This is a genomic window from Bifidobacterium longum subsp. longum JCM 1217 (assembly GCF_000196555.1).
GTDB classification, from domain to species: Bacteria; Actinomycetota; Actinomycetes; order Actinomycetales; family Bifidobacteriaceae; genus Bifidobacterium; species Bifidobacterium longum.
In genome coordinates, this window is record NC_015067.1 from 24754 (window position 1) to 44263 (window position 19510).

The 19510-nt window shown below is 56.8% G+C and carries 15 protein-coding genes and 2 pseudogenes; 6 read left to right on the forward strand and 11 right to left on the reverse strand.

Translation table 11 applies throughout. The annotated features are described in order from the left end of the window. Positions 1-123 precede the first annotated feature (123 nt). Positions 124-354: pseudogene (locus BLLJ_RS00105) on the reverse strand (helix-turn-helix domain-containing protein); the annotation flags it as partial. Between the two features lie 109 nt (positions 355-463). Continuing rightward, complete coding sequence (locus BLLJ_RS00110; protein WP_007054571.1) at positions 464-1522, reverse strand: ATP-binding protein; 1059 nt, start codon at positions 1520-1522, stop codon at positions 464-466. Positions 1523-1626: 104 nt separating this feature from the next. On the opposite strand from BLLJ_RS00110, the gene BLLJ_RS00115 reads away from it, so the two are divergent. Continuing rightward, positions 1627-2433 (forward strand): YgjP family zinc-dependent metalloprotease, encoded by an 807-nt coding sequence (locus BLLJ_RS00115; RefSeq protein WP_007054570.1) that lies wholly within the window; start codon positions 1627-1629, stop codon positions 2431-2433. A 96-nt stretch (positions 2434-2529) separates the two neighbouring features. Then, positions 2530-2895 (forward strand): gluconokinase, encoded by a 366-nt coding sequence (locus BLLJ_RS00120; protein WP_007051744.1) that lies wholly within the window; start codon positions 2530-2532, stop codon positions 2893-2895. Positions 2896-3153: 258 nt separating this feature from the next. Here the strand turns inward: BLLJ_RS00120 and BLLJ_RS00125 are convergent, their stop codons facing one another. The 4 genes from BLLJ_RS00125 to BLLJ_RS00140 form a co-directional block, all read right to left on the reverse strand. Continuing rightward, positions 3154-4467: an ATP-binding protein gene (locus BLLJ_RS00125; RefSeq protein WP_013582295.1), complete on the reverse strand. Its 1314-nt coding sequence runs from the start codon at positions 4465-4467 to the stop codon at positions 3154-3156. 234 nt (positions 4468-4701) lie between these two features. Further along, entirely contained in the window at positions 4702-5181 is a 480-nt protein-coding gene (locus BLLJ_RS00130) for a Dps family protein (RefSeq protein ID WP_007051742.1), read from the reverse strand. A 96-nt stretch (positions 5182-5277) separates the two neighbouring features. Then, the gene (locus tag BLLJ_RS00135; protein ID WP_013582296.1) at positions 5278-6621 is read right to left on the reverse strand and encodes a hemolysin family protein; all 1344 of its coding nucleotides are present in this window, start codon (positions 6619-6621) and stop codon (positions 5278-5280) included. 259 nt (positions 6622-6880) lie between these two features. Then, a complete protein-coding gene (locus BLLJ_RS00140; RefSeq protein ID WP_007056544.1) occupies positions 6881-7564 on the reverse strand; it encodes a carbonic anhydrase in 684 nt (227 codons plus the stop codon). 205 nt (positions 7565-7769) lie between these two features. On the opposite strand from BLLJ_RS00140, the gene ahpC reads away from it, so the two are divergent. Both ahpC and BLLJ_RS00150 read left to right on the forward strand, forming a co-directional pair. Next, positions 7770-8333, forward strand: coding sequence for an alkyl hydroperoxide reductase subunit C (gene ahpC / locus BLLJ_RS00145; protein WP_007056578.1), 564 nt, complete (start codon positions 7770-7772; stop codon positions 8331-8333). 168 nt (positions 8334-8501) lie between these two features. Further along, positions 8502-10418, forward strand: coding sequence for an FAD-dependent oxidoreductase (locus BLLJ_RS00150; RefSeq protein ID WP_007056574.1), 1917 nt, complete (start codon positions 8502-8504; stop codon positions 10416-10418). A gap of 116 nt (positions 10419-10534) precedes the next feature. Here the strand turns inward: BLLJ_RS00150 and BLLJ_RS00155 are convergent, their stop codons facing one another. After that, a complete protein-coding gene (locus tag BLLJ_RS00155) occupies positions 10535-11821 on the reverse strand; it encodes an OFA family MFS transporter (RefSeq protein ID WP_007051737.1) in 1287 nt (428 codons plus the stop codon). Between the two features lie 554 nt (positions 11822-12375). Here BLLJ_RS00155 and BLLJ_RS00165 point away from each other — a divergent pair. Both BLLJ_RS00165 and BLLJ_RS00170 read left to right on the forward strand, forming a co-directional pair. Next, entirely contained in the window at positions 12376-13374 is a 999-nt protein-coding gene (locus BLLJ_RS00165) for a LacI family DNA-binding transcriptional regulator (protein WP_013582297.1), read from the forward strand. A 208-nt stretch (positions 13375-13582) separates the two neighbouring features. After that, a complete protein-coding gene (locus BLLJ_RS00170; RefSeq protein WP_007054562.1) occupies positions 13583-15238 on the forward strand; it encodes an RNA-binding domain-containing protein in 1656 nt (551 codons plus the stop codon). 166 nt (positions 15239-15404) lie between these two features. On the opposite strand, the pseudogene BLLJ_RS00175 reads toward BLLJ_RS00170, so the two are convergent. From BLLJ_RS00175 to BLLJ_RS00185, 4 genes and pseudogenes are all read right to left on the reverse strand, one after another. Next, positions 15405-15635: pseudogene (locus tag BLLJ_RS00175) on the reverse strand (phosphoenolpyruvate carboxylase); the annotation flags it as partial. Between the two features lie 94 nt (positions 15636-15729). Next, positions 15730-17007: a coiled-coil domain-containing protein gene (locus BLLJ_RS00180; RefSeq protein ID WP_013582298.1), complete on the reverse strand. Its 1278-nt coding sequence runs from the start codon at positions 17005-17007 to the stop codon at positions 15730-15732. Positions 17008-17559: 552 nt separating this feature from the next. Further along, positions 17560-17979 (reverse strand): ABC-three component system middle component 2, encoded by a 420-nt coding sequence (locus BLLJ_RS10805; RefSeq protein ID WP_011742575.1) that lies wholly within the window; start codon positions 17977-17979, stop codon positions 17560-17562. Then, the gene (locus BLLJ_RS00185; protein WP_229063274.1) at positions 17972-19009 is read right to left on the reverse strand and encodes an ABC-three component system protein; all 1038 of its coding nucleotides are present in this window, start codon (positions 19007-19009) and stop codon (positions 17972-17974) included. Before BLLJ_RS00185 ends, BLLJ_RS10805 begins: the two co-directional genes overlap by 8 nt. Positions 19010-19510 lie beyond the last annotated feature (501 nt).

Sequence of the window (19510 nt, forward strand, 5' to 3'; positions counted from 1 at the left end):
GCCCTTTCCCGAATGGATTCGAAGCACCATCAGGCTAAGGCCCACGGGTGGTCGGCATGCCTTTCTGCCTAAACCCGAAAAAACTACGTGACTAAAACCTCAACTCCCTATTGAACACATACACTCGTTCCTTCCCGTGGCGCGCGTCCTGCCGTTGCGCCACGCCTTGCCGGTGCGTTTCGAGACGCCGACCGCGTGCGCGGCCTGGGTGAAGTTCATGCCTTCCTCGTCCAGCAGGCGCACGTACTCGGCGCGTCTCGCCTCGCACATCAGCTTCCTCGTCGGATATTCGACGCCGTTGAACGTCCAACGGTGTTCCCCGCCACGGTCTTCGTTTCGGTGGCTTCTGGTCACCTGACCCTCCTTGCGGTAGGTCAGGTGTTGCAACGATCACTAGAACCCGCCCGGTGTTCGAGGAGTGGGGGGGGGGCTGCGTTCCGGGGCATTTGCCGGCCGTCCGGCGTCACATCGTCAGGCTGTCCGGGTTGAGGAGGAAATCGTAGACGCTCATCGTGAGGATGCCGTGTTCGTCGCGGACGGGTTTGACCACGTCGCGTACGAGGACGATCTTCTGGAAGCTGTCGTCGATCTCGAGCAGCGAGGCCTTCTCCTGCGCGACCTTCTCCGGTGTGGGCAGTTGGTATGCGGATTGAATGTAGCAGCGCCGGTTGCCGAGGTTCGCCACGAAATCGACCTCGAGGCGTTTGCGGTACGGCACACCTTCGCTGGTGCCGCGCCGGTCGACCACGCCCACATCGACGTTGTAGCCGCGTGTTCGCAGCTCGTTGTACACGATGTTCTCCATGATGTGCGTCTGCTCGATCTGGCAGAACCCCAGTCGCGCGTTGCGCAGCCCCATGTCCTCGAAATAGTATTTCTTCGGGCTGCCGATGTACTTGCGTCCCTTGACGTCGAACCGTCTCGCCTCCTCGATGACGAACGCGTCCTCGAGATGGCCGATGTATTGCATGATGGTGTTCGTGCTGATGCCGGAATGCAGCACGCTGGCGAACGTGGCCTTGATCTTGGGCGGATTGGTCAGGGCTCCGATGGAGGAGGCCAGCACGTCGACCAGGTCGTCGAGCTCCTGCGACCTGCGCAGCCCGTTGCGCGAGACGATGTCCTTGAGATAGGTCTCCTCGAACAGGTTCTTCAGATAGAGGGACTTCTGCTCGTCGCTTCTCATGGACAAGGTGAGCGGCATGCCGCCGAACATCACGTATTCGGCCCAGCCGTGCTGGACGTCGCCGTCGTACGCCTGCATGAACTCGGCGAACGACAGGGGGCGGACGCGGACCTCGTCGCCGCGGCCGCGGAACTCGGTCATCACGTTGGTGGACAGCATCTTCGAGTTGCTGCCAGTCACGTACACGTCCACGTTGCGCATGCGCAGCAGCCCGTTGAGCACCCCGTACAGACGGGGCGGCTCCTCGCCGCGCATCTCCTCGTCCGAGATCGCGTACTGCACCTCGTCCAGCAGCACGTAGTACGGTTCCTCGCGATTCGTGATACGGGATCTCACATAGTCGGACAGGGCGTGCGCGTGGGGGTAAGGGGCGGTTGCCGATTCGTGAGGGGCGGCATTGTGTGCCGCTTGTTGTCCGCCGTTGTGCAAGAATGACTTGCATGCCTTATCGCCGTCGTCAATCCACCGCTCCGAAGTCCGGTGCGCCGAAATCCGTTCGGTCCGCTGCCGCCGGGCAGTCGTTGGACATTGACGGCATCCATCTGCACCTGACGCGCAAACCCATCAAAAACCTGTATCTGCGCATCAAACCGCCGAGCGGCCGCGTCGAAATCTCCGCACCGATGCGGATGAGCGAGAGTCGCATTGCGGATTTCGTCAAAGAGCGACATTCGTGGATTCTCGCCCAGCAGCAGCGCATGGCTGAGGCGCAACGGCGCTCCATCATGGCATTGAACGAGGGCGCCGGCTTCGAGAACGGAGGTCGTGGTGTAGCTGGTGCCAGCGGCCATGATGGAGGCGTTGCCGGTCGTCCGAAAACCGGTGATATCAGTCGTCCGGGAATTGGTGACGCCGGGCCAGGCCAAGCCGGTACGAATGTCCAACCGTATTTTGACCGCTCCCAAATCTGGACCGACGAACGCAAACGACAAGCGGCGGCCGCGATCAACGCCGCGTTGCCACAGCTGCTGGCCAAGTGGGGGCCGGTCGTCGGCCGGCAGCCCACGCATATCACGCTACGGGTCATGACCTCGCGCTGGGGATCGTGTACACCGCGAACCGGCCGCATCCGTCTGAACCTTCAATTGGGACTGATGGAACCGCAATTCCTGGAATACGTCTTGGTCCATGAGATGACGCATTTGTGGGAAAGCGGCCACGGTGCCGGATTCCAGCGCCGCATGACCGCCTACCTACCCGGCTGGAAGACGCTGCGCCGCGACCTCAACCGCCGCGTGGTGCTGTGACGATGACGGGTCAGGCTTCAGTGCCGGCGATGTGGCTGATGGCCTGATCGGATTCGTCGACGATTTGCCGCATGGTCCGAATGCGCCACCATCTCGATGGCCGCCGGACACCCGCTCACCGACGAAGACCGCTGGCCTTGGCTCGACACCATCGCCGCGTGGATCGACGAGCGCGTGGCCGCCGGCGAGCCCGCCGTGGTCACCTGCTCGGCGTTGAAGAAGATCTACCGCGACAAGCTGCGCCGTCAAGGCGTGGTGTTCGTCTACATGCAGGGCACATTCGACGAGGTGATGGAACGCCTTTCCCACCGCCAAGGCCACTTCATGAAGCCGAGCATGCTGCAATCCCAGTCCGACATTCTCGAAGAGCCGGGCGATGACGAAATTCACGTCAACGTACACATCGGCCAGGCCGATCCCGAACACGAGGCCATGGCCGTGGCCGGTGCCCTCGGCCTGTGAGCCATCTCTCGGTTCCCCTTAGTCTCACTTCGCCACACGTGCGGCGCATCGACGAACTCGAACGGCGCATCAGCGAACTTCAGCTGGAGCTGAAGCAGTGTGAAGGCCAGCAAGGGCGAACCGGATCGGTCCAAACGGGCTACTCAGGCCGACCAGCCCAGCCAGTCCGTTCAGACCGACCTAACTGATCAGAGCGGGCCCTCTGACCAGTCCGAACCATCTGACCGACATGTACTTGTTGACTAAGTGTGCGGCCCGTCATTCGTTATGGAACATGCCGGCCATGTATACAGGCAGGTAGGTTACATTCCCTTCGACTGAGACGTTGCACGGGCCAAGCACATAGCCTGTATTGAGATGGTATTCAGGGTGGACGAGCACGTTGTCCATTGCGCGATGGCGTTTGTAGGATTTGCCGGACTTCACCTCAATCGGCAGCACGTGATCGTTGCGGTCTTGGATGAGGAAATCGAGCTCGCCAAGCTTCTTACTGTTGTAGTAGTACAGGTCAAATCCGTGAGCGCGTAGCTCTTGGGCCACCGCATTTTCATAGATTGAACCGTAGTTGATATCAGGGTTGCCGTCGAGTACGTCGAGCGCGGTTTTCTTGAGAAACGAGCCGGTAAGCAGACCCACGTCGTTGTAAAAGAGTTTGAAGAGGTTACGTTCCTTGCTCATCTCCAACGGTGTGCACGGTTCGTCCACGTTGTACGCGGCGACGGCTACATCCGCATTGACCAGCCAATCGAAATCGGAAGCAACCGATTGGAATCTCATGTTCTTTTCGATTTTGGCGAAGGTAAAGCGCTTGTTTGGGTTATTTAACTCGCTGGGCACCAAATCGTAGATAGCGCGGATATGCAGCCGGTCTTCTTTGCGCGCGTATTGGCTGATATCGCGGCGATATTCACGCTTTATGTTCTCTTGTATAGTGCGCACGTCCGCAACGCTGCCGTTTGCCACGAACGAGTCGACTGCGGCAGGCATGCCGCCGATGACCAGATATTTGGAGTATAGCTCCATGAGCCTTTGATGAATGAACTCATCCACTTCCTGGTGCTTGGCAAAGCATTCGGCAAGCATATCGAATACGTCGTTGCCGATATGCTGCGACCAGCAGAACTCTTGGAAATCCAGTGGATACATATCCAGCTCGGTCAGGTACCCGACCGGTACCGAGCGTATATCTTCGAGCTCGACTCCAAGTAGCGAGCCGGAAAGCGCGTAATCGAACCGACCATCATCTACAAGGAACTTAATTGCGGTGACCATTTCCTTGCAACGCTGGACCTCGTCAAAGAAAATCAGGGTTTTGCCGGGTACTAATGGCGTATTTACGGCCAGTTCCAGCCTCATCAGTAGGTTTTTGGCATCGCGGGGCCGATCGAATAATGCAACGAGGTCAGGGTTCTCGATGAAATTGAGCTCGGCGATATGGTCGTAATGCTGTTGGGCAAAGTGCCTGATGATATAGGTTTTGCCAATCTGACGGGCTCCGGTGACCAGCAGTGCAGTGCGTTTCGGCGCGGATCTCCAAGCTTCCAGCTGTGTCTCGATTTTTCTTCGCAGCATGAGAATCTCCAGTCATTTGTAGGCCTTGCATCTATGCTGGGCACGTTTTCCAACTGTTTATAGCGCATATTTTACACTTTTCCAACCATAAGAATGCGGTTTTGGCTACGTTTTCCAACCTCAAAATGGGGAGTTTTATACACTTTTCCAACTTATGTATGTGGAGACTCTCTATTTCACGTGAGACGAAAGTGGCTCCCCTCTTTGAGGGGAGCCACGGAATACTGCTTTTACTTATGCCAGGTGAGAGCGCATGAACCACTGGAACTTTTCGAGTTCCTGCACGTGGTCCTGGATGATGTTGGAGCTGATCACATCCAGCTCGTCCAGCTCGGCGATGGCCTTGCGGTCGTCGGCGATGAAGGCGTCGTAGTACTCGATCAGCGCCTTGAGATACTCCTCGGTGCCCACGCGGCCCTCAGCGTCGAACGATTTCCACGTGCGGTTGCGCACGATGGCGTCAGCACGGCCATCCGGGGTGCCGCCCAGAGTGGCAATGCGCTCGGCGGTCTCGTCGGCCTGGGCCAGCACGGCCTCGACCTCGGGGTCAAGCATCTCGTGAACGGCGATGAAGTTCGGGCCGGTCACGTTCCAGTGTGCGTGCTTCAGGACCAGAGCGGCCTCCTGCTCCTGGCTCAGTCGGTTCTGCAGGATGGCGATGGCCTTCTCACTGGCCGCTTCATCAAGGCCCGGCACAACAAATGCAAGTGTCATAATGTTCCTTCTTTCAGTAGGTGGAACGTTGCCCTTTCATTCTACGTTTTTTGGTTATGCCCCGGGCCGAACGAATAGGTGGTGAATATCACGCGACTATTTGGCATCGTCGCTTTGTGATTCGGCCGGCAGCGGCGCATGGTCCGGGGCGCCGGCTTTGCGGACTTCGATGGTTTCGATGCGGCGGCCATCCACCTTGGTGACGACCATGTTGTAGCCGTCGTCGGAATGCAGCACGTCGCCTACCGCTCCCATCTTGCCGGTCTTGGACAAGAAGTAGCCGGCGACCGTCTCGTACGGGCCGTCCTCCAATTCGATGCCGGTCAGATCGGCGAAGTCCTCAATGGTCATGCTGGCCTCGATCGTGGCCACGCCATTGACGAACGCGGTGCTGGTGGTGCGTTCGCCGCCCTTCTCGCTGGGCAGATCGTACTCATCGCGAATATCGCCCACAAGCTCCTCGGTCATATCCTCAAGCGTCACGATGCCGTCCGTGCCGCCGTACTCGTCGATGACCACGGCCAGATGGATGCCGCGCTTACGCAGCAGTTCCAGGCTTGGCAGCAGCTTGGAGGTGCCGGGCAGGGAGATGCCTTCGCGCACCACATCGCGCACGATCTTGGCGTTCGGATCGCGCACGTCCAGCAGATCGCGCACATGCACGAAGCCGATCACGTCGTCGAAATCCTTGCCGGTCACCGGGTAACGGGAGTACGGCTGGTCGCGTACGAACGCGGCGGCCTCGGCCAAGGGCTGGTCGCCCTCGATGAAGACCACGTCGGCACGTGGGCGCATCACCTCGGCGACGATGGTTTCGGACGCGTCGAACACATCGTCCAGAATCGTGCGTTCGTCCTTGGAGAGGTTGGTGTTGGAGCTGACCAGCACGCGCAGCTCGTCGTCGGACACCTCGGACTCGGTCTGCTGCGGGTCGAAGCCGAGCAGGCGGACGATGCCGTTCGTGTTCTTGCCGATGAGCCAGATGATCGGGCGGCAGACGGCGGCGAAGGCGTCGATGGCGGGCACCACGGCGCGCGCGATCTGCTCGGTGCGCTGCATGGCGATGCGCTTGGGCACCATCTCGGAGATCACGATGGAACAGTAGGAGATGATGAGGGTCAGGATGATGTTCACCAGGCCGCCGGCGATGCCGGGGTGCACGCCCCAGCTTTCGACCGCCGGAATCAGGTAGGGGGCGATGGAAGAGGCGCCGAACGAGGCGGACAGGAAGCCGGAGAGCGTCACGCCGATCTGCACGGTGGACAGGAAGGTGTTCGGGTCACGTGCGATTTTGGCGACTTTGGCGCCGCGAGCGTCCTCCTGCTCCATTTGCTCGATCTGCGAGCCGCGCAGAGAGACCAATGCCAACTCGGTGCCGGAGAACACGGAACCGATAACGAGAAATACAAAAATCAGGAGGATGTTCAAACCAAGTGACATGGCTTCAACTCTAGGGGAGTGGCACGTCAAATTGGGGTGTGCTGGCTGGGCAGTAAGAAACTCGGCAAAGGGAAGGGCACTCTTATCATTACTGCGGCCGACGTGTCGACCGGTGTTTCCGATGCGTTGCTCGCCTTCGACGATGCCGTATGCGCTCCAGCGCTGGACGGCATTACTAGTGCAGAGAGGCTGTTTCTCGCGGCTATGGCCAAGGATTCGCCAAATCCCACGCAGGTTGGCGATGTTGCGGATCGCACGCTCAGAAGCTCAGCACTTCTACTTTGCCGGAATCGAGCTGATAGCGGGCGCCGACGATCATGAGCTTGTCAGCGGCGAGGGCCTGCTGGATGACAGGAGACTGCTCCACCAAAGTTTCAATAATGTGGGCCACATGCACGCGCTCGATATCTTCATGCGCGTCGAGCTCGGCTTCGCGCGCCTGCCAGACGGACATGCCGGCCTGGCGCAGAATAATCGATTCGGCGGCGGCGATGTGCTCGTCGAGGTCGTCCATCGCATCCGCGGCCTCCAGTGAGCCGTCGGCTTCGGAAGTGATGGTGTGCATCAGGTCGTCCAGCTCCTGCTCGGCGGCCTCGATTGCGCCGCAGTGCTCGTGACCGAGCACACAGATCAGGCTGACGTGCAGTTTCTTGACCGCGTACTCCAGCGAGGCGATAACCGCGCTATCGATGAGTTGCCCGGCGGTGCGCACGGTGAACAGGTCGCCCAGGCCCTGATCAAAAATGATTTCCGGAGGTACGCGCGAGTCCGAGCAGGAGAGCACCGCGGCATCCGGGTTCTGGCCATCAAGCAACGTTTGACGGGTCTCCTGATCCTGCCATGGATGGTCGGGCTTGCCCTCGGCAAAGCGCCGGTTGCCTTGCAGCATGCGACTCCACGTTGCGTTTGCGGTCGATTCCTGTTCAAAGTCTGACTGAGCCATGAAACCTCCATTATCAGCGGGCTGCTGATTGCCATATTAGCGAGTATTCGCGCATAGTCGTGATTGGGGCAACGGCCATTTGGGCACAAGGGTTGCGGGTGGTGTGATAAGGCTCATACGTTACACCCGCGCGAGCCGTGGCTCACCACATTACGATAGGTGGTGGTAAACGCTTGAAGATTAACAATTCCCGAAAGGACCGATGATGACTCTTCTGCAGCATGAACTGACCGATTTCAAGGTGAACGCATTCCAGAACAATGAGTTCCACGAAGTGACCAAGGACGATGTGCTCGGCCACTGGTCCCTGTTCTTCTTCTACCCGGCCGACTTCACCTTCGTGTGCCCCACCGAGCTTGAAGACCTGGCCGAGAACTACGCCAAGTTCAAGGAAATCGGTTGCGAGATCTACTCCGTCTCCTGCGACACCCACTTCGTGCACAAGGCTTGGCACGACGCCAACGAGAAGATCGCCAAGATCGAGTACCCGATGCTTGCCGACCCGACCGCCCTGCTGGCCAAGGATCTCGACACCTACAACGAGGCCGATGGCGTGGCTGAGCGTGGCGACTTCATCGTGAGCCCGGAGGGCAAGGTCGTGGCCTACGAGGTCATCTCCTCCAACGTGGGCCGCAACGCCGAGGAGCTGCTGCGCCGCGTGCAGGCCTCCCAGTTCGTCTACGAGCACGGCGACCAGGTCTGCCCCGCCAACTGGACCCCTGGCGAGGAAACCATCGAGCCCAGCCTCGACCTCGTCGGCCAGCTGTGATCGACACTGAATAGGCGGTAATCTTGGCCCCCCTTTCTGAGGGGAGCTGTCGCTGAAAGCGACTGGGGGGAGTGCTCGCGAGAGCTAGCCTGATCCGATATGCTCCCCTCAGTCTCACTACGACAGCTCCCCTCAGAGAGGGGAGCCAGTGTATGTAAGGGAGTTTTCATGACTCAGACCAACAATCTCTATGACGTCGTCGTCATTGGTGGCGGGCCGGCTGGCCTGACGGCCGGCCTGTACTTGGCCCGCGCTCGCTACCGTGTGCTGATTCTTGAAAAAGATGATTTCGGCGGCCAGATCACCATCACCAACGAAGTCGTCAACTATCCGGGCGTGGGCCGCACCACGGGCCGCGCGCTCACCCAGACCATGCGTCAGCAGGCTCAGGACTTTGGTGCCGAATTCCTCTCCGCCGAAGCCACCGGTCTCGACGTGGATGGTGACATCAAAACCGTGCACACCTCACGCGGCGACCTCAAGACCTTCGGCATCCTCATCGCCACCGGCGCCAGCCCGCGCAAGCTGGGCTTCGAGGGCGAGGCCGAGTACGCCGGCCGCGGCGTGGCCTACTGCGCCACCTGCGACGGCGAGTTCTTCACCGGCAAGGAAGTACTGGTGGTCGGCGGCGGATTCGCCGCAGCCGAGGAATCCGTGTTCCTGACCAAATACGCCTCCAAAGTCACCGTGCTCGTGCGCGAACCGGACTTCACCTGCGATGCCGCAGTGGCCGCCGAAGCCAAGAACAACCCGAAGATCGACGTGCGTTATCAGGTCGAGCTGAAGGGCGTCACCGCCGGCCAAGGAGGCCTGCGAGAAGCCTCAATCCTGAACCTTGCCACCGGCCAGACCGAAACGTGGAAGCCCGCCGACGCCGGCACCTTCGGCGTCTTCGTGTTCGCCGGCTATGTGCCCGCCACCGATTTGGTGCGCGGCGTGGTGGAGCTCGACGACCACGGTTACGTGGTCACGCACGACTACCTCAGAACTTCGGTGCCGGGCGTGTACGCGGCCGGCGATCTGCGCGTCAAGAACCTGCGCCAGGTGGTCACCGCCACCGCCGACGGTGCGATTGCCGCCGTGGAACTGGAGCGTTACGCCAAGCAGATGAGCGAGAAAACCGGCTTGGTGCCGCCGCGTCCCACTGCTTCCGCTTATGAGGAGTCCGAGGCCAAGGCCGCCTCCGCCGCCTCGGCCGCTGGCACGACGCCCGCCCCGGCTCCCGCCAAACGCAGCGCCGATGCCGCAGCCGCAGCCAGCGCCGCCAAGAAGCCCGGCGAACTGTTCTCCGCCGCCGTCAAGCAGCAGCTTGGCGTGGTCTTCGGACGCATGACCCGCCCGGTCACGCTCGCTCTCGAACTGGACGGCACTCCGCTTTCGGCGGAATTGCAGGGTTTCATCGGCGAGATGGTTGCGCTGTCCGGCGGCAAGCTGAACTCGGTTGCCGTTGATGCCGCAGGGCTGATCACGGCGGTGGATGGTGCTTCTGTGCCTACTTCTTTGGTGGTCGGCGAACCGCTGTCCGTCACCTTGCCGGACGGCACCGAACTGCCCACTTATGGTTCGTTGGACGATTCCGGCCGCGCCACATTCGACGTCGCCGGCGTCCTGCCGCTCGCCCGCCCAACTGTGCGCATCTGCGTGCCGGCTGAGGGCGACGGCAAGGCCGGCAAGGACGGCAATGGTTCACTGGTCTTCACCGGTCTGGCCTTCCACGGCGTACCTTCCGGCCACGAGTTCAACTCGTTCGTGCTCGGCCTGTACAACGCGGCCGGTCCCGGCCAGCCGCTGGGCGATGACCTGGTCGAACGCGCGAAGTCCATCACGGACCCGCTGAACATCATGATCCTCGTCTCGCTCACCTGCACGATGTGCCCGGAAACCGTGCTTGCTTCCCAGCGCATTGCCTCCCTGAGCCCGGCCGTGCGCGCCGAAGCCTACGACGTCTCGCACTTCCCCGAACTTAAGGACCAGTACGGCGCGATGAGCGTGCCCTGCATCGTCATCACCCACGCCGACGGCACCCAGCAAGTCGAATTCGGCAAAAAGAGCATCCCCCAAATGCTCGAACTGGTCGGCGCGTAAGCCGCACGACCTCAGGTACTCAACAGCAACAACAACGATTCTGCCAAAATCGTGACGTACATCGATTGATGCGATCGATGCGCCCGACTCCGGCAGAATCGTTGTTTTGCGGCAGCTCAGCCTCGGTCTTCGACGGCCTTCGTGACGTTTCTGTCGCCGAGGTACTTGACCAAGCTGATGCTGATCAGGGCCACGACGAACAGGCCGGTGAGCACCGGAATCAGCGCGGCGTAGCGGTGGGCCTGATCAGGCGCGTGGGCAACTACGAACGAGGCCAACTGGTTGCCGGACAGACCGGCGAACGCCCAGGCGCTCAGCGTCAGACCGTGCGTGGTGGAGACGGTTTTGGTGCCGAAGTGCTGATCAAGCAGCACGGGCAGCGTCGAGAAACCGCCACCATAGCCCGCGTTGACGAGGAACAGCATGGCCAGCACGGCCCACAGCAGAGCGTTGCCGATGCTGTTGGTGAAGATCTGCAGCAAGCACACGGCAATCGACATGATGAAGATTACCTGATAGACGGTCTCGCGGCGCTTCAGGTGGTCGGAGAGTGTGGAGAAGCCCACGCGGCCAGCCGTGTTGAACACGGAGTCCACGGCGAGCACCAGTCCGATGATGCCGGAGATGGCGGCGGCAAACTTGGCGGGGCTCAGGTTGGCATACTGCGGGAAGGCCCTGAGCACATCGTGCAGGATGTCCTTCTCTTGGCTGATGAGGGCCAGGCCGCAGGTGATGTTGATATAGAAGGCTATCCAGATGCCCCAGAACACGGGCTTCTTGAGGATTGTCTTGCGGCTGACGTGTGAGGTCGCGGGATCGTACACCCAGCCGGCCGGACGCTTGATGAGCAGGAAGCCGACGAACATCATCACCGCGTAGACCGCGGCGAGGATGAAGAACATGCTGACCAGGCCAACCGTGCCGATGAGATATTCCATCAGTGGGCTGGCAATGGCCTTGGCCAGGCCGAAGCCGGCGACGGCGATGCCGGTGGCGAGGCCCTTGTTGTCGGCGAACCAAAGCATCAGGTTCTTGACCGGAGTCAGATAACCGACGCCCAGGCCGATGCCCATGATCGCGCCATAACAGATGAACACGCCCGGCAGGAAGTTCAGGGCGATGCTCACGCCCGTGCCGGCGAAGCCGACCACGAAGCAGACCATGGAGACGAGTGCGGATTTCTTGATGTTTTTCTCCACCATTGGCCCGGCAAACGCGGCGGACATGCCGAGGAAGAAGATGGCGAGTGAGAAGCCCCATTCCACGGAGGCGGGGCTGGCGTGGAGACGGTCAGCGATAAGCTGCTTGAACACGCTCCAGCAATAGACGGTACCGATTGGGATATGAATCAGCAGTGCAGGGATAATCGCGCTGGTCCAACGATTCTCGGTAAACCTTGCCATATATGGGCGGATCCTTTCGTAACTGGTGTACGATGGCCTGCCGGCCCGAACGAGAGTCGTATCGCCCATATCCACGCACATCACGACGGCATGCCCCTGTGAACCATCCGGGCTGCACGAATCGAATCAAATCGAATCGTGCGAACTGCGAACAATTCGCTAAACATCCTTGGTGTGCATTTCATCGGCGCTGCTGGCTCTTGTCGACGCCGACAAACAGAACTATAACGCTGTTATGGGGTTGCTGTGGCTGATTTCTGTGGTCGGAAGCTATGAGCTTTCTCACATCGAAAACAGTTATATGACGGTATCGGCGTGATTGATACGTGACGTCTGCCCGTGGACGCGGCATATCCCTCTCGGAAAACAATGACTCCGTCATGTCCATTTCTTGGTTTGACATGTTTTCGTTTGCAGCGTCGGTGCTCACCACGGTGACCGCGGCGTTCGAGTCGCCGGGCAGGGCCTCGACCGAGGGTCTCATCCTCGGCTGAGATGTGGGCGGTACTATGGATTCTTATCGATAAGGTTCGTGATATGCGGAGATGGTAACGATGGTGACCTTAAAGGATGTCGGCGAACTGGCCGGAGTGACCGCCACCACCGCCTCCGCGGCCCTGCGAGGCAAGGATTACGTCAAGCCCGAAACCACGCAACGCGTGCGTGACGCCGCCCGCAAACTCGGCTATAAAATCAACCTGTCTGGCCGGTCCCTGCGTTCTGGGCGGTCCGATACCATCACCTTCCTTACCTCGGGCCTCGAGGGCGACTATTTCTCCCATCTGGCCATGTGTGTGGCTGAGGAAGTGCACAAGCGCGACTCGCACATGCTCATCGAACTGTCCCGGTATCTTACCGACGACAACGATCTGTCGTACACGTTTTCGGACGGCATCATCGCCATCAATGCGCCACGTGCGGTCGATATCCTGAAGCGGCACCCGGCCGTCATGCTGGAAAACTACGACACCAGCCTGCCCGTCGACACCGTGAACGCGCCGAGCGACGCCGGCTCACGGGCGGCAATCGAACACCTTATCGCGCGTGGCTGTGCGCGCATCGGCATCGTCGGCGACAATCACGATCCCAACAATCCCAACATCATTCCCGGCTCGCGTGATATTCGTATGCGGGCCGCCAAGGAGACGATTCTCGCGGCCGGACTGCCGTTTGACGAGCGCCGTGATTTCATCAAATCCTCGTGGTCGATTGACGGCGGTATCGAGGCCGGGCGCGGCTTGGCCAAGAAAGGCAAGTGCAAGTACGACGGTCTGTACTGCCTGAACGACGGTATTGCGCTCGGTATTCTGCGTGGTCTGGCGGACGATGGCGTAAGTGTGCCGGGCGATGTGCGCGTTATCGGCTTCGACGGCCTGAGCCAGAGCATGTACAGCGTGCCGACTTTGACCACCGTGGCCACCGATTTCAAGGGCATGGCGGATACCGCGCTGACCTTGCTTATGCGGCGTATCGAGAACCTGGACGACGAGTTCTTCCCGCAGACCGTGAATGTGGGCTATAAGCTCATCGAGCGCGAATCCACTGCGGCGTAGAGTCTTTGGCCGTGTTGAGCTTCAATTGGGTGATTGGACTGGCACCAGCGGCTGATATCAGATATGCCGAAAGCAGCGATGATCGGATTTAAGTTGCTGGAGATGACAGGATGGATTGCTCTTTACCCCTTTCACCATCTTGCAATAATTCTTACATGTAAGAACTCTCTGTTAACATGTAAGAATTATTGCAAGATGGTGAAAGGGGATGCTCATGTTGCCGGCCAAAGAAAGTTTGACGGTTGAGTTCAAGAGTGAGCAGAAGCGCCCTCAATCGCATGATGAAATTGTTGACAACGTAGTGGCTCTAGCCAATACCGAAGGCGGCACACTGTATCTCGGTATTGAAGACGATGGCACTGTGACCGGCGTATGTGACGAGCATCGCAATATCAATGGACTTGCGGTACTAATTTTCAATAAGACTGTTCCGCAGCTTCCCGCTCGCGTGGCGCTCTTGTATGAGAACGAGGTGCCGATAGTCAGTATTGAGGTGGATAACAGTCAGCAAATCGTATCTACCAGTCAGGGGAAGACATTGCAGCGCCGGCTGAAAGCAGACGGCTCGCCTGAGGTCGTTCCGCTGTTTGTTTCCCAATTCATTAGCCGTTTATCTCAGCAACGGTTCTACGATTTCAGTGCGCAACCTGCCCCAGAGGCTCGGTTGGACGATTTGAATCCAGACTCACGGAACAAGTTGAGAAGCCATATTCGCAGTGCCAATGCGCAAAACTCGTTGTTGTCTTTTACTGATGAGGATTTCGATCGGGCACTTGAGCTGGTTGTTGATGGCCCGTATGGATTGCAGCCATCTGTTGCTGGTCTGCTCACCATTGGTTCGGTTGATGCTATTCATCGATCGGTTCCAGCCGCATCGGCTGTTTTTCAAGTGATGAAAGGCATGTCTCCAAAGGTCAATATGGATCCGTTCGTGTTGCCCTTGGTGGATATGTTTGATCGTGTAGGCGAGCTGATGGAGCCGTGGAATCCCAGCCACGAAGTCATGAGCGGCTTGATTCGGGTCGATCTGCCAGACTTCGATCGAGGGGCATTCCGTGAGGCAATGATTAACGCTTTCTGCCATCGCGATTATGCACGAATGGGTTCGGTGAGGTTCCTGGTTGATGATGATGGGTTGACCATAGCCAACCCCGGAGGATTCATAGAGGGTGTTTCCGAAGATAACCTGCTTACTGCACAACCGCGTTCCCGCAATCCGCAGCTTGCCCTGATTCTGAAAGCTGCCGGATATGTTGAACGCACCGGACGAGGCGTGGATACCATCTATGCCGGGTCGATTGCGGCAGGCGGTTCTTTCCCGGATTATTCACAGTCCAGTGCTGAGGAAGTTATCTTGTTCTTGCGCCGCGTGGTACCTGACGAGGCATTCGTAACCATGATTGGCGACGAGGAACGTCGACGTGGGGCTCCATTGCCGGTCTGGTCACTGATTGTGCTCTCGCTGCTGCGTGAGCATCGTAGGCTTACCGTGGTCCAATTGTGCGATTTTTCTCATTTGGAGCATCGACGCATCGTGTCCGCTGTTGAGAATCTGGTGGAAGCTGGTTTGGTAGAGGGGGTCGGTAGCGGGAGCTCTCGTTCGTATATGCTGAGTGCCCGAGTGTACAAACGTTCAGAGGGGCTGGCGTCTTACGTGCGCCAGCGTGACATCGATGCCACCCGGCGCAGTGGCCTTGTTCTGGAGTTCGCCGAAAAAAATGATGGTGTCGTCACTACGGCGGATGTCATGGATTTGTTTGGCCTGAGCTATATCAGTGCATACCGGGTGTTGAAGAAGCTAGAGGATGCGGGCAAGTTGCGCCGCGAGGGGAATGGACCGTCATCCCGATACGTGTTGGAATGATTGGTACGCGTGAAAGTAAGTTCTTTCATCACCTTTCAATAATTCTTTCATGTAAGAACTCTCTGTTTACATGTAAGAATTATTGCAAGATGATGCAAGATGCACACAAAACGGGGAAGCTCTGCTTGATGTGAGCGGGGCTTCCCCATATGCGCTGGTGTGTAGATCAGCCTGTGTTCTGCAGGCCGGCAGCGACGCCGGAGACGGTGCACAGGATGAGGTAGATGAATCCTGCCTGTTGGCTTTGCGAGAGCTCTTCCTTGTCCACCTTCTTGCGCAGCGACCTGAGGGCGAGCACCTGGGTGACGGACAGCGCGTCCACGTACGGGGAGCGGATGCGGATGGCCTGGCCGAGCACGTGGCGGTGCTGCAGCGGCCACTTGTCGCCCACGATGCGCTCAAGTTAGTCCGGTCAATGGCTTTGGAAAATCATGGGGAGTGCGGCTGCGCGGGTTCGCTCCTCGACAAGGTGACTTGATTTGGGACCGCCGTTAACTTTCGTCAGACACATCGTAAATCCCGTCCAAGTATCCGTATCGTCCGTTGTGCTTGTCCTTCGAGAATTCGACGATATTGATGTTATCGTCAAGAGGAATGCCAGCCATGTGATTCGTGTTTTCGATAATGATGATTTGTTGTGAAACCGCTTGTTTCGCTAGATAGGAAAACAGGCCCACTTTCATGGATGAGTCTTCCAGGGGTCGTATTCCTTCGTCAAACCCATGCAGAGGCGTATCAATAAGCAGCCAACCCGGAGTATGCTTTGACTGTTCATTGAGATAATCATGAAATGCGAGCATAACAACGCTGTTAAGAAATGCGCAGTATCCCTTGCCTTGTTCATCAGCCTTGGAATACCCTGCTATTTCGACATCAAAAGAAGATCTGCTGAAATCTGCAGTATCAGCACCTTGAAAATGACATTGTTGCAGAATGCTGCGTATGGTGTTATTCATGGAATACCAGAAATCACTCTGGAAACATTCGCGTGGCTTGTATTTTTCATCATTCTGTGTTGCTTGACCAGCGTCATCGAGTGCCTTGTTGAAACGAGCATGCAGCGCTATGAGTTCCGCATATTCCGCATGCAATTGTTCTGCATGGGCAATTTGCTCAATATCTTGTTGCATGTGCTGCGCTGTTGGTTGAATGTCGGATTTGAGCGAATGCATATTTTGCCGATGCTGCTGTTTCTCCAGATGCAGCTCCTGTTGCACCTCATCGGCTTTGTCGACGAGGATGGCTAGATCGGTTTCAACGTCTGCTTGGATTCTGTGGATATGCTCAATTTCTGTTGAGACGATTAGAATGTCCTGTTCAGTCGGCACAGACATGTGGATGGGGCTGTGGCAAAACTGACATGTGGCGGGATAGGCATGTGTGCGGGCATGTTTCATTGCCTGTAGTTGCAAATCAAGACGTGCAGCGTCTGATTCGTATTGACTGATAAGTACCTTACGTTGGCGAATAAGTACCTCAAGGTGCTCATATTGTTGATTAAGCTGAGAGATATGTGAGATGGTATGGGCATCTCGATTGAGGAGAGTTTGTCTTTGCTGTTCTACGTGTAATGCTTTTTTGTGAAGGTCTTCCAAATAGGTGTGAATGGTCTTCCCCTCATTTGTTGCGATATGGCGCATCTCCTCAAGGTGTCTGATGCGAGGCTCTATATCATCCAACTGCTGATGGATGAACTGTTCCACGGCTTTTCTGCGGGCGTGACGTTCGCTGGCACTCTCTGTCTGTATGGAGTTGTCGATTTTTTTCATCTTGAACTAGCACGAGCAACGAGGACAGACTTTGTGTGAGAGTTGCTAGAGAGGTACTTTTGGGGAAAAGAATGGAGGGGCGTGCACGTCCTATTTGGTCCTCGGGGACAATCATGAGATGTCTGATGGCATTCCATGTGAAAGCAACTGTATGGTAGGTTTCGTTTGTCGCTATTCTACGGGTTGATTCAACGCCTAGTAAGGCAAGAAGAACCGTATTGATTGATTTACCGGCACGTGATGAAACGGAGTAGGAACCGGGGACGATCATTGGGTTGCTGGATTTTACATGGATAGTGTTCTGAACGTGAATCGAACGACTAAGCGAAACCTCACCGCCGTTGGTCACGAACGTGACCTGTGCAATTTCATAGGCAGTTTTATCGGTAAAGGGGAGCTCTTTCCCTCCGCAGGCAAATTCCACGGTTTTTGCGATTCTGGTTTTCCCGGTGTTCGAAGCGCCGATAATGCAGTTCAGCCCGCATGTGAGATTAATGGCGGATTCCACTCCGTCCTTTCTGATTGCCGAAATTCGACGTATCCATGTGTTTCTCATAACTGGTTGTTCTCTTTCGTTATTCGGTTCATGATGGTTTCATAATCGTTTTTTATCAAGAGCTGAACAGCCTGTCGATAGGAGGCAGCGTAATCGCCGTGCAATGCTTCCGAATATTGGAAACATTCCGGAGTGGCGCGGTACAACAGGCAAGTGGAATCCACGGTTGCTGCTCCAACGATTACGAGTTGGGCTAATCCTGCTTGTATTCGTTTGCGACGAGCATCATATTCGGCTAAAGCATGTGGACCATCGCCGTGAAGATTGCGCTGTCCGAATCCGAATGTTTTCATATAGGTGGCGATAAGGTCAATGGCTGTGATTTCGTCAATTGTGGAAGGTCTAGAAAGAAGGGGAAGGCATAATGTCAATCGTGTTGCTGTTTCCTGTGTTGTGTTAAATAATGAATTATTCATTTTCGTGTACCCACTCCAGCATATGGTCGTTGACCAGCATATGACACAGCCCTTTCTTTTCCGCTGCCTTAATCATTGATGGGAATTGGGCTATAACTGAACCGGATAGGGGGAAACCGGCTGCCTGAGATAGCGTTGCTCGCATGCGTAACAGTCCATCGGCGTAATCAGATGCGCAGGTATCGCATATTCCGTCATAAAGATCAACCTTCAGTGCATCAAATTCTTGCTCTCCGTTTTCTATAACATCCCGTAGATTCCTGCGCATTCCTTCCGCATCGTAAAAATATTCACGTTGCTTGGCGTATTCAGGACGACATGTCTGAGGAAGATCGTCGGAACAGTTGATTGGCTTGTGCAAGTGATCGGCATAGGCGGCTTGCATCTGCGTGAGGTATGTCTTTTCAAGATGATCATCTGGTTTATCCGGTGGAATTGGATAAGCCTTCCAGGGGACCGAAGAGCGCCCAAGGTGCAATTTGCCGTTGTTGATGCGACCAGACGCCAGAGGTAAGTTTTCGAAAATATCGAATTTCGGCTGAAAGCTTATGCCGTCGATGAGAATGTCACGTCCACCGGCATTCGCCTGGAGTATTGACAGAAGCCATTTTCCTGTGGCAGAAGGAAGCTCACTGATATCCGTAACTCTAATATTTGCCTTGATAAGCTCCTTTTGAAAATCGGCAAGGGCATCAATGCTGATATCGCAGCAAAGACGTTCTACTTTCGAGATATCTAGGCGCTGATAAAACTCGGCGGCTTTCCAGGCAGGAATCTTCTTGCGACCGTTATAAAAACGAGTCAGATCAGTATCGTTGATTCCAGACCAGACCCCGGTGGTAATAGTGGTCTTTCCGGGTTTGCGGTTTCGATGATGTTGGGGAAGTGGATTTCTTAGACCGTCATCCTCTAACACAGCATCGAAGAAATCCTTCATAAATCCCTTTTTGTGGTGGTCTACGCCAGATATATAAGGGTTTACGAGCTGACAGAAGACTCCCAGAGCATAGGTAGCAGTAGTTTCGGCCAAGTGAGTCTCCTTCTCGTCTCCATTTGTCTTCATCCGTCGCCTTCCCATGAGGTCACTGTTCCTACGATGGAAGCCAGATTCAGACGAATAAGCCGGTAAAACACTGGAATATCGCCAGTATACGCCGCTTACAGCTGGATCAGAGAAGCGCAACTTTCGTCTATTGAAAGGATTTGAGACCAGACACATCGTAATTTCTTCTTCAACTCGATGTCATGCGATAACCGGTTATAGAAGTAGGGCATTGGGCTGTTCATCCGTTGTGCCGCAGTGAAGCTGACTGGGGCTTTTAACTAATCACATGCATGAGATCTGCCTGCTTATTCATGGTGACGCGTCGGTTTTCTCCTGAACTGACGCGTCATGCTTATCCAGCAGGTTGGATGCTCATGTGGTGGCCTATGCAAGCAGGTCTCGAAGACCCAATAACTGGGTGGGATCGAGACTGGAATGAGAATTTCATTGAAACATGAGGCAATGCGCGCCGGTAATGTGTCCGTA